Below are 13,805 nucleotides of genomic sequence, written 5' to 3'. Positions count from 1 at the left end.
TACAGCATATTATTCAAAGTTATACGAATAATCAGGGTTTAAATAGCTTTTTCTAATTTATTATCTTTAAATAAATTTCTTATACTAAATTATAACATTTTATATAGTTCTTATGTAGAAAATAAGCTAAATATATAATAATTAAATGTTTTTTTATGAATAATATGGGTTTAATAAAATAGTTACAATTAATGTATAGTTGGGTAGTAATAAAATATAACTTATTAACTAAAAATAAATTAAACTAACGTAGAGAGGAAGTTAGTATAAATGATTAATATACTTGGTAATTTAGCTAATAGAGTTGGTATAATAGTTATTCTTGCTTTTGCTTTTTCAAGAGTTAAATTATTTAGACAGTTAATTTCTAAAAAGAATATTAGCTATAAAGATAAATTTATTCTTTCAATATTTTTTGGATTGTTTGGCATAATCGGGACATATACTGGTATACCGACAGAAGGAGCGTTAGTAAATTCCAGAGTGATTGGTGTATTTGTTGGTGGGTTATTGGGAGGTCCTTTTGTAGGAATGATATCAGGTATAATAGCAGGTGTGCATAGATGGGCAATAGATATTGGAGGGTTTACAGCACTTAGCTGTGCGATTTCTACTATAATAGAAGGAATTTTAGCAGGATTAATTAGCAAGAGATTTTACAAAAAAGAAAATAAAGGATTATATGCACTACTTATGGGAGGATTAGCTGAGATTATTCAGATGATAATAATACTATTGATAGCAAGGCCTTTTTCAGCAGCACTTTTACTTGTACGAATAATATCAATTCCTATGATTGTTGCAAATGGAATTGGAATATCTATATTTATCATTATTATTGAAAATATATTTAGTGAGGAAGAAAGACGAGCAGCTTTTCAAGCTCAAAGGGCATTGAAAATTGCAAATAAGACCTTGAAATATTTGAGAAAAGGATTTAATGAAGAAACTGCTACTAAAACAGCACAGATAATTCACAACATGACATCTGTTGAAGCGGTGTCAATTACTAATAGAAATAAAATATTAGCACATGTAGGTATAGGAGAGGATCACCATAGACCGGGAAATAATATAAAAACACAGCTAACTAGGGAAGTAATTAATAATGGGAATTATAGACTAGCTCATTATAGTAGTGATATAAGCTGTAATTACAAAGGATGTAAACTAAAATCAGCAGTTATCGTACCTCTTAAAGGTGAAAATAAGACAATCGGAACATTAAAGCTCTACAAGACTACTGAAAATTCTATTACAAAGGTTGATTTAGAATTAGCTTTAGGATTAGCTTCATTGTTTTCTACTCAAATAGAACTTAGCAAGATCGAAATTCAATCTAAATTACTAGCAAAATCTGAACTGAAAGCATTACAAGCTCAAATAAATCCTCATTTTTTATTTAATGCTATAAATACTATAGTTTCATTTACAAGAACTAAACCCGACAAAGCGAGAGAGCTTTTGATACATTTAGGATCATATTTCAGAAAAAATTTACAACAAATAAATGATATTGTTGATATTTCAAAGGAGATAGAACATATAAAGTCTTATTTAGAGATAGAGAAGGCAAGATATGGAGATAAACTAAAGGTTAATTTTTATATAGATGAGAATGTAGAGTGTATTTTACCACCTCTAATATTACAACCTATTGTAGAAAATGCAATTAAGCATGGGATAATGGGAAAATTAGATGGAGGAACTATAGATATAAGGATTATAGATATTGTAAATGAAACCAAATTGATAGTTGAGGATGATGGGGTGGGAATGAGTGAGGAAACTTTAAGTAATATATTTATTGAAAATCCAGAAAAAGAATCTATAGGCTTAGTAAATATAAATAATAGACTCAAAAATAAATATGGCGATGAATATGCTCTTAATATCGATAGTGAAATAGGTGTAGGTACTAAGGTGACTATGAAGATACCTAAAGAAAACGAGGAGGTGTAAAATGATAAGCTGCTTAATAGTAGATGATGAGGCACCAGCTAGAGAAGAACTTAAATTTCTGATAGAAGAATTCGAAGATGTCAATGTAGTAGGCTTAGCTAAGCATGGATTAGAAGCTATTGAGTTGAATTCAAAATTAAATCCAGATTTAATATTTTTAGATATTGAAATGCCCAAAATTGGTGGAATAGAAGTGGCTGATACTATTATTAAGTCTGGTTATAACCCTATAATAGTTTTTGTTACCGCATATGATGAATTTGCTTTAAAAGCATTTGAAGTAAATGCTATTGATTATTTGTTAAAGCCTATAATTAAAGAAAGACTTAATAAAACTATAAATAAAATAAGAACCATGAAAAATAATATTTCGAGGAATGAATATGATTTAAGTAAGTTATTAACAGAGATGAAGGAAAAAAACTTCAACATAAATAAAATTACTCTATATAAGGATGGAACGCTTATACCTCTGAGGCAAGATGAAATAGTTTATGCAACTGTAGAATTGAAACAGACAATTATTATCTCTACTAGAGGAAGATATGAGTATCCCAATACTTTAAGCTGTTTTGAAGAAAAAATGAATAGTAAAAATTTTTTTAGAAGTCACAGAAGCTTTCTAATAAATCTTGATTTCATAGAAAAAATAGAACCTTGGTTTAATAGCACGTTTATAATAAAGATGAAAAATTGTGAAGATAAAATTCCGGTTAGTAGAGGTCAAGCTAAGGAATTTAAGAAGATTATGAATATAACTTAACCCCTGATTATTTATATAATGCCCAAATAATATGCTGTATAATTTTCTATGAATAATCTGGGTTTTATGCATTTTAGAAATATATATTGCAGCTCAAGTACAAATTTATGCATTTGGGCAGAACTTTCTCTCAGAGTTAAAAATTCCATTTATAATTAAGACATAATAATACGAGGAGGGGAAGTAATGGTATCATTTATAGTTTCTATTATAGTTTTAATCCTAGGTTATTTTACGTATGGTAAGTTTGTGGAAAAGGTTTTCGGAGTAGATGAAAATAGACCAACACCAGCTGTTGCAATGAATGATGGTGTCGATTTTGTTCCATTGAGCTGGCCAAGAATTTTCTTAATCCAATTTTTAAATATAGCGGGACTTGGACCGATATTTGGAGCAGTAATGGGTGCTTTATTTGGACCAGCTGCGTTTTTATGGATTGTATTTGGAAGTATTTTTGCTGGTGCTGTTCACGACTATTTTTCAGGTATGCTTTCAATAAGACATGATGGTAAGAGTATTTCAGAAATAGTAGGAGTATATTTAGGTGAAAATGCAAGAAAAGTTATGAGAGTATTTTCAGTAGTTCTTTTAATATTAGTTGGTACTGTTTTTATGACAGGACCTGCAAAGCTTTTAGCTAGTCTAAGCTTGGGAGGATTAAGCAGTGTTAGTATTTGGTTAGGTATAATAATTGTTTATTACTTTTTAGCAACTATCCTTCCAGTAGATAAGGTTATAGGAAAGATATATCCATTATTCGGAGCAGCTTTATTAATAATGGCAGTTGGTATTGGAAGCATGTTAGTAATTAAAGGATATAGTATTCCTGAAATATCTTTGACTAATCTTCATCCAAAAGGCTTACCAATATGGCCGATGCTATTTGTAACAATTGCTTGTGGTGCTATTAGTGGTTTTCATGCTACTCAATCACCAATGATGGCAAGATGTATTTCTAATGAAAAATATGGTAGAAAAGTATTTTATGGTTCAATGATTTCAGAGGGTATTATAGCATTAATTTGGGCAGCAGCAGCTATGACATTCTTTGGTGGAGTTTTTGGATTAAATGAAGCTATAGCAAATGGTGGAGCAGGTGGAGTTGTTAATAATATTTCTAGAAACTTACTTGGACCTATAGGAGGAGTGTTAGCAATGCTTGGTGTTATCGCTTGTCCAATAACTTCAGGAGATACAGCTTTCAGAAGTGCAAGATTAGTTATTGCTGATGCTATAGGATATAAACAAGGAGAAATAAAAAACAGATTGATTTTAGCATTACCTCTTTTCGCAGTAGGTTATGCATTAACTAAAATAGATTTTAGTATAATTTGGAGATACTTTGCATGGTCAAATCAGACACTAGCAACGATAGTACTTTGGGCAACAGCAGCTTATTTGATAAAAAATAAAAAATTACACTGGATTGCAACATTACCTGCTACATTTATGACTGCTGTATGTACGACATACATTTTACAAGCACCTGAAGGATTTAGACTATCTATAGGCATATCTTATCCAGTTGGAATAATTACAGCTATTACATTATTAGTAGTATTTCTTATAAAATTTAAAAAATAGATAATTAAAAAAATGATTGCAGAATATTTTAACTATTATTTTGCAATCATTTTATATATAATTTATAATAAAAGACACAGATATGAAATCATGGGTTTTAAAAGCTTTTATTCAAATAAAAACTATATTCTTTTTAATTTTATTTTACATATGATTTTTTATATCGTATATGCACAAAGAAGAAATATCATGGTAAAGGAAGGAGTATAAAAATGTTTAAAAAGATGAGAAAAAAATCTAGAGAAGTTTTTGATGAGCTGATAGAAGACATTTTAGCTAATGGTGAGTACGGTATACTATCAACTATTAGTGAGAATGGATATCCTTATGTTGTACCACTAAGTTATGTTTATTATGATAGGAGTTTATATTTTCATTGTGCACTGGAAGGGCATAAGCTTGAGAATATAAATAGAAATAGTAAAGTGTCTTTTTGCGTTGTTACAGATACTGAAGTAATCCCAAATAAATTTAGTACCAAATATAAAAGTGTGATAGCTTTTGGGATTGCAAGTGAAGTAAAAGGCGATTTAAAACAAGTAATTTTAATGGAACTTATTAAAAAATATTCACCTGATTTCTTGGAAAATGGGAAGAAATATGTGGAAAAGGCGAAAGACAGTACAACAATTATAAAAATTGATATTAAACATATGACTGGGAAATCAAATCAATTCGATTAGGTTGTAGCTTTGAACAGTTAAATATAAATTTTTTGAATGGATGTTTCATATATTGAGACATCCTTTTTAGTGCATGATGAAAATAACAATTCTTTATAGGTTTTTATTTTTTTTATATTTGACTTAATCTAAAAAAATATATATTATGTAAGTAGTGATATTAATTTTATAAGGAGCATCTTGTTATGTATCGTCCAATTTAGAAAACAACCAATTTATTTTTAGAAATTACTTATTTACTATTATGAGCTAATCAATTCGATTAAGCTTTTATTGGTGTAAGTTTTTTTGTTATATAAATTCGGAGGTGTTCTAAATTGAATAATAGGAAAAATATTTACTTAATGTATGTAATTATTTTTTTACAAGGTTTTGTTTTTTATGGTCCCGTAGCTACACTATATAGACAAGCTAGGGGTCTTTCTATGTCTGAAATATTTCTTATAGAATCTATATCGTGGATATTAATGATTGTTCTAGAAGTTCCATGGGGATTGTTTTCAGATAGATTTGGTTACAAAAAGACGTTGGTATTTGTTAATGTATTATTTTTAATATCGAAAATAGTATTTTACATTGCTAGTTCTTTTATATTATTTTTACTTGAAAGAATTTTATTGGCGATAGTATTTTCTGGTTTGTCAGGTTGTGACACAGCCCTTATTTATTCATCAATTGAAGAAGATGAGGTTCAAAGTGTTTTTGGTAGATATAGTGCTTTTGGGACATTGGGATTTTTATTAGCTTCGATATTGTCATCATTTATAGTAGCAGTATCACTCGATTATACAGCTTTATTCACTATTTTTCCGTATGCACTGGCAGGAATATTAACATTATTGCTAGACGAAGTGAATGGTGATAGTAAAGTAAAACCGAAATTCAAAGAGAGTTTCAAACAAGCTTTTAATGATAAATCAATAATTCTTTTTGTTATTTCTATTGCATTAATTATTGAAGTTTTCCAATCAACAACTGTTTTCTTAAATCAAGCTCAATATTTAAAAAGTGGCATTGACGCTAAATATTTTGGTGTTATTTTAGCTGGAATACAGCTAGTTAGACTTTTCTCGGTAAAATCGAATTATTTAAGTAAAAAGTTAGGTAATTGCAAAGCTATAATACTATTATATTTTTTAGTGACATTATGTTGTATAGTATTAATATTTACAGCTAATCCAATTGTGAGTGTTACAACAATTGTATTAATATCATTTAGTGTAGCAATGATAGGTCCAATAGAAATAGAAATTAAAAATAAAACTATTAGAACATCAAATAGAGCTACGATATTATCTATATATTCTATGGTAGCAAGTTTAATAGCTTCTATTTCAAATATTATAATAGGAATAACTGCAGAACAATCCTTGGAGATGGGATTTAGAACATGTTCAATGATGAGTATTTTAGCATTTATATTGATGATTGTATACTTTAAATTAGTTAAAGAAAAAATAACTAAAATGTAGCTTATGTCGAAATGGGTAATGGGATAATAATAAAATAAAAATATAAAATAACCATGAGATTGTAATGATATCATGGTTATTTATTGCTTCAAAAAAGTTTATACTAATTAAACAGGAGCTTCAGCAGGTAGACAAATAAGTCTCCCCTCAACGAATTCTCCTGGAGCCATTTCAGGATTCAATTTTAACATATCAGTGGCTGATACAACAAATTTTTCTGCTATACTTGATATAGTTTCACCACTTTTAATAATATAAGTTCTATTATTTGGACAAGGTTTACTTGGTTTATATGGAGGAGTACATATTTGCATACCTACTTGTAAATTATCAAAATCAATACTTGGATTTGCTTTTTTTAAAGCATTATATGATATATTATGCATATTTGCTATTGTGAACAAAGTATCTCCTTCTTTAACTGTATGAAATTTACCATTAGGACATTTTACTTCCTGTTTAGGAACACAAATCACGCTACCAATCATTAAATTGTACGGATTAACAAATGGATTAAAGAATAATAGCATTGGTACTGTTATATTATATTTAATTGCTATTTTATATAGAGTATCTCCCGGTTTTATAGTGTATTTCATTGTTCCTTTGGGGCAAGGTATTCTATACATTATTGAAAACACACCTTTCTTTATAAAACTTGTAAATCTACATAAAATTAATGAGCTAAAGATTTTGTTTTATATAATTATGGTATGTTTATGAAATATAATGGTGATTTAGGGTGTGTATTCTAAAAATAATCTTATATATCTTACGTAAAAAATATGCAAATTTAAGAAGTATATTATAATTAATGCTTATCAAATAGTAGGTAATAAATTAAAGGATAAACAAGATTTTGTTTCTTTATATTTTTAAAAAATAGGAACTACTTTTATGCTTCATATAATATTATTTTATCTAATAGATATATAGAATTAACTAGTTCAAGTATTCTTTCTTCATTTACTAATTCTATATGTTTATGATAGTATTTTTCATCATTAACAATGTTATCAAGAATACATTTAGCTTTGTATGTTGAATATTTATAGTTAATATCTCTATTTTTATAATAATCCATTTTAAGCTTGTTAACACCTTTTCTTATATTATAGTCACCTATTTTATTTTTTTGTACGTATTGTAATATATTATATAGAACATCTTTAATCTCTTCTATATTTTCTTTACTTGAATTAATGTAAATGTATAAATGACTTAATGCTTCTTCAGTATATGAATCTATATAGCTCTGAATAGCATAAACTAATTTCCTTTCACCGCGAAGTTTAGTCATTAGAACAGAATTTAAATTATCTAGCATTATAGATTTGAATACTAAATTGTCAAAGTAATACTTGTCTAGAATAGATGGAGTTTTGATTCCTATTAATAAATTTCTAATTTTGCTGTTTTCATTACTTAAGTTTATCTTGCTATTTAAAACATTAGAAATCCAATTGGTATTTAATTCACTTTCTTTTTTATTAATATTATCTTTTTTCAATAAAGTTGAGAGTTTATAGATATCTTCTTGAATCATATTTTCGTTGACGTCTCCAACAACACATAGTGCCATATTTTCTATAATATATCTTTCCCTATAAAAATTCATAACATCTTCTTCTTTTATTTTTGATAATGTTTCGTTACTACCTAATACCGGTAACGAATAAGGACCTTTATATGCTTTCATTAATAAATCAGTAATATATTTGTGCGGAATACTTCTATTAAATCTCAGTATTTCCTGGTTTATTATGGACACTTCATCTTTTATATCGTTGAAAGTCACATCAAATATTGATAGTACACTCAAAATATCAAAGCAGTAGCAAAGTGAGTTTTTTGAACATAAGAGTTTTATTGTAACATACTTCTTTCCTGTTATTGCATTATAGTTAATACCATACTCATTTATTATACTAATATTTTTCAATTGACTTATTTTCTTAATTAAAAGATGCTCAATTAGGTGAGCTGTTCCATTGATTTTTTCATACATGGAACCTGCTTTTATAGTCAAAGAGATTGATATTGTCTTTGTTTTTGAGATTATTATACTTGTTTTCAGACCATTAATTGTTTTATTGCTCATTATTATTATCCTTTCTCTTATGAAATTAATATACCAATTATAGGTATTATAACATATTTTATTTAATATTTACAACAATATTACAATATGTTACAATATAACAAGTAAGGGGGTGGATAATATGGTAAATACTAGCGAAGAAAATATTTTTACTATTGACCAAGAAGAAGAAGTTTCAGTAATTGAAGTTATGTCAAATGCATTTCACTGTAATCCATAATTAATGAGATAAATTATTAAAGAGTAATAAATATTACTCTTTAATAATTTACAAATAAAAGATGGGAGGGGATAAAAGATGAATTTTGGTGTTTCTGTATTTGAAAATTCAATTCTTCATGTTCATGAAATCAATCAAGATGATTTCTTACATAATTATATATACAGCTATATTCCTGTACTCTTACCAAGTTCCTATTATGCAATAAAAGATAATTATGTTGATGACAAGGGGAAGATTGGAAAATTCTTCATTAATCGTTTTCCTATAGATAAAAAAGTGATTATGCGTGATAATGATTACCGATTACTATTTTATAGAATTAATGGGGAGCAACAAGAGTTTATTGAGTTTCTTGAATCAGATAGATTTGATATTGAAGATTTACATTATAATAACAATATTATTAATTTATTATTTGTATTAACTAAACAAAAAACTGTGTATTGGGTTAAAAAAGAAAATTATTCAAAAGATTTAATTGTTGCATATAATGAGTATCTTAAATCTAGTTATTTATCAACAAATCAGGCAGTAGAAATAATGGCTCGTTTTAATACTTATAAGTATGGTATATCAAATTTATATACACCAGGGCAAGTGTCAATACTTACAACAAATAGATGTAATGCTGCTTGTATACATTGTTATAGGCGAAATAGCATTCATAAGGAAGAATTACTTGATACAAAAACAATTCTGAAGTTCATAGATGACTTAGCTTCTTTAAGTGTTACCAGTATTAATTTATTAGGTGGAGAACCTACATTGCGTGAGGATTTAAAGGATATCATTAAAAAGTGTGTAGATAAAAATATCTTATTAAAAATTACAACAAATGGTGTAAAATTGGCAGATGAAAATTTTGTAGAAAATTTAATAGATGTATGGGATAGTTCTTTAGTATACTTTCAAATCAGTGTAGATGGGATTGAAGAAATCCAAAATAAATTACGTCCAGGAGCGAGTTGGGAAACATTAATTAGAGCATTTGAAAATTTAAATAAGTACAATATGAGATGGAATACCAATAGTGTTGTGACAAAGCTATTATACCAAAATTTAGAAAATTTTATTAAAGTGTTAAATCAATATGACGTACCCCAAATTAGGTTTACTATGTTAAAAAGATGTGGTGATGGTAATGAATATGAAAATATGGTATTAACTGATTACGAAATTAATGAAGCGAAGAATTTAATAGACCAGTTAAGTATTAAATACAATCAAAATGTAATAAATGGACTAAGAAATCCAATATTTATAAACCAAAATATTCCTTCAAAACATTTAGATAGTGCTTATCATTCATGTAATGCTATGAACTATCAGTTTACGTTAAGTTATAATTTGCAATATTTACCATGCGAGTTTTATGAACCTTTCCCAGAAGCTTGGGGAGAAAGCTATGAAGATATGTCAATATTTGATTTTTGGCATAAATCTGTTTTAGCAAAACAATACAGGAAAATTGAATTAGTAGGCAAATGTAATGATTGCCAATATAATCTTTATTGTACTAAAGGATGTCCTGCTGAAACATTAAGCATTACTGGAGATATACGAAATAGTTCTCCTTTATGTTGGTATGATCCAAGCAAAGAACGTAATGAACAGTTAGAATTACCTAGATAATAAAATTAAATAAAAGTAAGAGGATGATATTGTGGGGGTTAATTTAAAAAATAACCATATTTTTTTCTATTCTTCTGATAAAGATAGATATTACTTAATTAATTTACATACTAAAAATATAAAAAGGATAAGTAAGTCTGTGTCTGACTTGTTAGAATTGTGTAATGGTAAATTAGAAAAAGATCAAATTATAAGTGCCTATGATGATAATATAAAAGATCAAGTGAAAGAGATTATAAACACTTTGTTTATTAAAGGTGTTATTGAAGATGTTAATTTAAAGCAATTAATGCATGATTCTTGCTATATAGAAAATTTAATTCCAAAATTTGAGACGATTTATTTGAATATTACATCAAAATGCAATCTCAGATGTAATTTTTGTTCATCTGGCAAAATTGTAGAAAAAGAATATATGAATATTGATGACTATGTGAAAATAGCAGAACAATTAAATATGATTTATATTAAGAAGCCCGTTATCTGTATTACAGGTGGAGAGCCATTAGTATATAGTAGTTTTTTTGAAATTGCAAATATATTTATAGAATATGGATTTAAGGTTTGTTTGTTGACTAATGGTACATTAATTAATCAAAACAATTATAGATGTTTTCAAAAATTTTCGGATATTGGCATTAGTTTAGATTCATTAGATGAAAAAGATCATGAGTTTCGAAGAGGGAATATTGCTGGCTGTTACAAAAAAGCAATTAAAGCTATAAAATTACTTAGTTCAATAGTAGGACCAAAAGTGTGGATTCAAACTACAATAGACAATAAGAACCTTAATAAAATGGATGACATTGTTAAATTTGCAGATGTAAACAAAATATATGGTGTACGTTTTGGTGTCATGCATTCGCTCGGCAAAGGGGAAAATGATACTTCTAATTATTTAATTCCTGAAGAATTTGCTCTCTATTATAAAAGATTGTTAGAGCTAAAAAATAAATTTCCTAATTTAAAGATCAATGAATCATTTTCAGCAAATACATTTAACGAGAATATTATTGAAAACAGTAAATGTAGAATACAAAACTCATGTTTAATTAATCATGATGGTAGTATGTCTGTTTGCCCAGGTTTTCTTAAAGAAAGAGATTTTACAGATATAAAATTAAGTGACCATGACTTTTTAACAGTTGTAAACAATAGTAAATTAATCAAGTATTTTAAAAATCATACTTTAGAGGATTTAGATGAATGTGCTAAGTGCGGAATTAGATACTATTGCTATGGTGGATGTAGAGGCGAAGAGGCTGTTTGTACTAATGAAAAAAAAGAGAGGATGATACTATGCTTAGAGAAAACATTGATATAAATTCTATACCAAATAAATACTTTGATATCGTTTATCATGAAGATGGCAAAATTAAAATGTTGACTACTGATGGATTGATTGTTATAAGTTATATAGTCTACCTAATATGGAAAGAGATAAATGGTATTAATTCAATAAATGATATTGTAGAAAAAATAAAGAATAATGAAGTTGTAAAAAACCTTGACGAACTAAGCGTTGAGGAGAATGTAAAAAAGGTGATTGCTTATTTTATTGAAAAAAACATGATCACAGTGAACTGGAAAAATTTCAAATTAACTTAAAGTATATCTGTAAGGGGGTAGTATAATGGATGTTCTCTTTATAATTCCAAACACCGATAGACCGAATCTTCAGAAAAGGGGTTTATGTCCTCCAATTGGATTAGGGTCTTTATGTACTGTTTTAAAAAATAATAACTATACGTCGAAAATAATTGATATGTATGCAAAGCCGTGTACAAAATCTCAACTAATTAAGCAGATAAAAGATATATCGCCGAAATTTATATCTCTTTCAATTATGTTTTCTGAATCCAAAAGGGTTGCAATTGATATTGCAAACGAAGTTAAAACTCAATTTCCTAATATACCAATACTTATAGGTGGTGTAGACGTAACTTTTAGAGGGATAATGTATCTTAAGGAATGTGAATCTATGGATTATGGCATGACTTATGATGGTGAAATAACTATTATAGAATTATTAAAAGCTTTAAATAACAATAAAGATATTAGTGAAATTGAGGGTTTAATATATAGGGAAGGTAATAATATTATTAGAAATAATGATCGTAAACCAGTAGATATTAATTCTTTACCTACAATAGATAGGAGTTTTTTTGAACTAGATTACTATGAATATCCCTACACTATGATGACAAGTAGGGGATGTCCTTATTCTTGTATATTTTGTGGTGGTGGTGCGGTAAGTAGAGGTTATCATATAAAGTCTTTGAGTAAAATTGAGGATGAGATAAAGAGTATTGCCCAAATTATTAAAGCGAGAGGAGACGCTGATGATCATCATTTAATATTTTGGGATGATGCATTTTCAGTTGATTCAGATAGAGTTATTGATATTGGTAAACTTGCATATAAATATGGTTTAAAATGGGGTGGACAATGTAGGGTTAATGAATTAAGCCTTGAACATTTAAGTGATATGAAAAAATATAACTGTCAGAAATTAAACTTTGGTGTGGAAAGTGGAGATGAAAGAGTATTAGAAAATATAAAAAAGAGTATATCGCTTGAAGATGTTATTAGAATCGCTAAGTACTGTTCAGAAATAAAGCTAGCTGCTAGTTTTAATTTTTTGTTACCACATCCATCAGATACAGAAGATAGTATAAACAAAACTTTAGAATTTGCTTCCAAGCTTAATGAATTAGATTATATCTCTATCTCAATTAATTTGTTAACACCTTTCCCAGGTACTTATATGTATGAAAAACGTTATGAATTAGGCATTAGGTTTCTGACAGATGATGAAGCATATTTTCATTTCAGAAATCCTGTTTTTGAAACAAAAAATTTAGACATGAATACGATTAAAAAGTATACTGCAAAAGCTTTACTTTTAGAGTCAAAAAGTAAACAAGATAAAAAAAGATTGAATATTAAATATTGATGAAAGACTAACTATAAGAAGTCAATAAAAATAATAGAGTTGATATTTAATAAAAATGCATGTTAAATAAACTTGTAAGCTTACAAGAAAAAGAAATTATTAATAAACCCAGATTATTCATAGAAAATCAAATATTCTACTGCATCCTTTTGATTATAACAAGGCACAAATTGTTTCTCACCTCTATAGGTAGCGTATATCGATTATATTTAACAGAAGGTGCGCAATCTTGCGTCTTGTTGAAACGGTGTGTTGCAATTACTACCAAATTGCTTTCGCTGTTATAAGATATCCATTAAATTCTCGACATACCAATTCGGTATGCCTTCGAATTCACTGAAATCTTCTAATTCAGAATTATACAGCATACTATTCAAAGTTATATGAATAATCAGGGATAATTTTATAAAAAATGAAAGGGGTATATTA

11 protein-coding genes are annotated in these 13,805 nt (G+C 27.6%); 9 read left to right on the top strand and 2 right to left on the bottom strand.

Annotated elements, in window-relative coordinates; all coding sequences use genetic code 11:
• Nucleotides 1–270: 270 nt before the first annotated feature.
• The 5 genes from AYC61_RS18545 (at nucleotide 271) to AYC61_RS18525 (ending at nucleotide 6,464) form a co-directional block, all read left to right on the top strand.
• Nucleotides 271–1,962, top strand: a complete 1,692-nt coding sequence (locus AYC61_RS18545; protein WP_066506623.1) for a sensor histidine kinase — start codon at nucleotides 271–273, stop codon at nucleotides 1,960–1,962.
• 1 nt (nucleotide 1,963) lies between these two features.
• Nucleotides 1,964–2,725 (top strand): LytR/AlgR family response regulator transcription factor, encoded by a 762-nt coding sequence (locus AYC61_RS18540; protein WP_066506611.1) that lies wholly within the window; start codon nucleotides 1,964–1,966, stop codon nucleotides 2,723–2,725.
• A gap of 186 nt (nucleotides 2,726–2,911) precedes the next feature.
• Nucleotides 2,912–4,309, top strand: coding sequence for a carbon starvation CstA family protein (locus tag AYC61_RS18535; RefSeq protein ID WP_066506604.1), 1,398 nt, complete (start codon nucleotides 2,912–2,914; stop codon nucleotides 4,307–4,309).
• Between the two features lie 212 nt (nucleotides 4,310–4,521).
• Nucleotides 4,522–4,992 (top strand): pyridoxamine 5'-phosphate oxidase family protein, encoded by a 471-nt coding sequence (locus AYC61_RS18530; protein WP_066506600.1) that lies wholly within the window; start codon nucleotides 4,522–4,524, stop codon nucleotides 4,990–4,992.
• A 317-nt stretch (nucleotides 4,993–5,309) separates the two neighbouring features.
• Nucleotides 5,310–6,464, top strand: coding sequence for an MFS transporter (locus tag AYC61_RS18525; protein ID WP_066506592.1), 1,155 nt, complete (start codon nucleotides 5,310–5,312; stop codon nucleotides 6,462–6,464).
• Between the two features lie 107 nt (nucleotides 6,465–6,571).
• Here AYC61_RS18525 and AYC61_RS18520 read toward each other — a convergent pair whose 3' ends face one another.
• Both AYC61_RS18520 and AYC61_RS18515 read right to left on the bottom strand, forming a co-directional pair.
• A complete protein-coding gene (locus AYC61_RS18520; RefSeq protein ID WP_066506587.1) occupies nucleotides 6,572–7,093 on the bottom strand; it encodes a LysM peptidoglycan-binding domain-containing protein in 522 nt (173 codons plus the stop codon).
• 266 nt (nucleotides 7,094–7,359) lie between these two features.
• Nucleotides 7,360–8,565 (bottom strand): M16 family metallopeptidase, encoded by a 1,206-nt coding sequence (locus tag AYC61_RS18515; protein WP_066506583.1) that lies wholly within the window; start codon nucleotides 8,563–8,565, stop codon nucleotides 7,360–7,362.
• A gap of 298 nt (nucleotides 8,566–8,863) precedes the next feature.
• Here AYC61_RS18515 and AYC61_RS18510 point away from each other — a divergent pair, with 298 nt between their 5' ends.
• From AYC61_RS18510 to AYC61_RS18495, 4 genes are read left to right on the top strand one after another with little or no spacing between them, the layout of a single operon-like run.
• Entirely contained in the window at nucleotides 8,864–10,420 is a 1,557-nt protein-coding gene (locus tag AYC61_RS18510; protein ID WP_066506580.1) for a radical SAM/SPASM domain-containing protein, read from the top strand.
• 31 nt (nucleotides 10,421–10,451) lie between these two features.
• Nucleotides 10,452–11,744 (top strand): radical SAM/SPASM domain-containing protein, encoded by a 1,293-nt coding sequence (locus AYC61_RS18505; RefSeq protein ID WP_066506577.1) that lies wholly within the window; start codon nucleotides 10,452–10,454, stop codon nucleotides 11,742–11,744.
• A complete protein-coding gene (locus AYC61_RS18500; protein ID WP_066506574.1) occupies nucleotides 11,720–12,028 on the top strand; it encodes a hypothetical protein in 309 nt (102 codons plus the stop codon). Before AYC61_RS18505 ends, AYC61_RS18500 begins: the two co-directional genes overlap by 25 nt.
• Before the next feature lie 25 nt (nucleotides 12,029–12,053).
• Nucleotides 12,054–13,376 carry a B12-binding domain-containing radical SAM protein gene (locus tag AYC61_RS18495; RefSeq protein WP_066506567.1) on the top strand — a complete coding sequence of 441 codons (1,323 nt, stop codon included), beginning with the start codon at nucleotides 12,054–12,056 and terminating at the stop codon, nucleotides 13,374–13,376.
• The last annotated feature ends 429 nt before the right edge of the window (nucleotides 13,377–13,805 follow it).

It is taken from the genome of Abyssisolibacter fermentans (assembly GCF_001559865.1).
Taxonomy (GTDB): Bacteria; Bacillota; Clostridia; order Tissierellales; family MCWD3; genus Abyssisolibacter; species Abyssisolibacter fermentans.
Note: the sequence above shows the minus strand (reverse complement) of the source record. Positions and strands in the feature narration are given on the sequence as shown.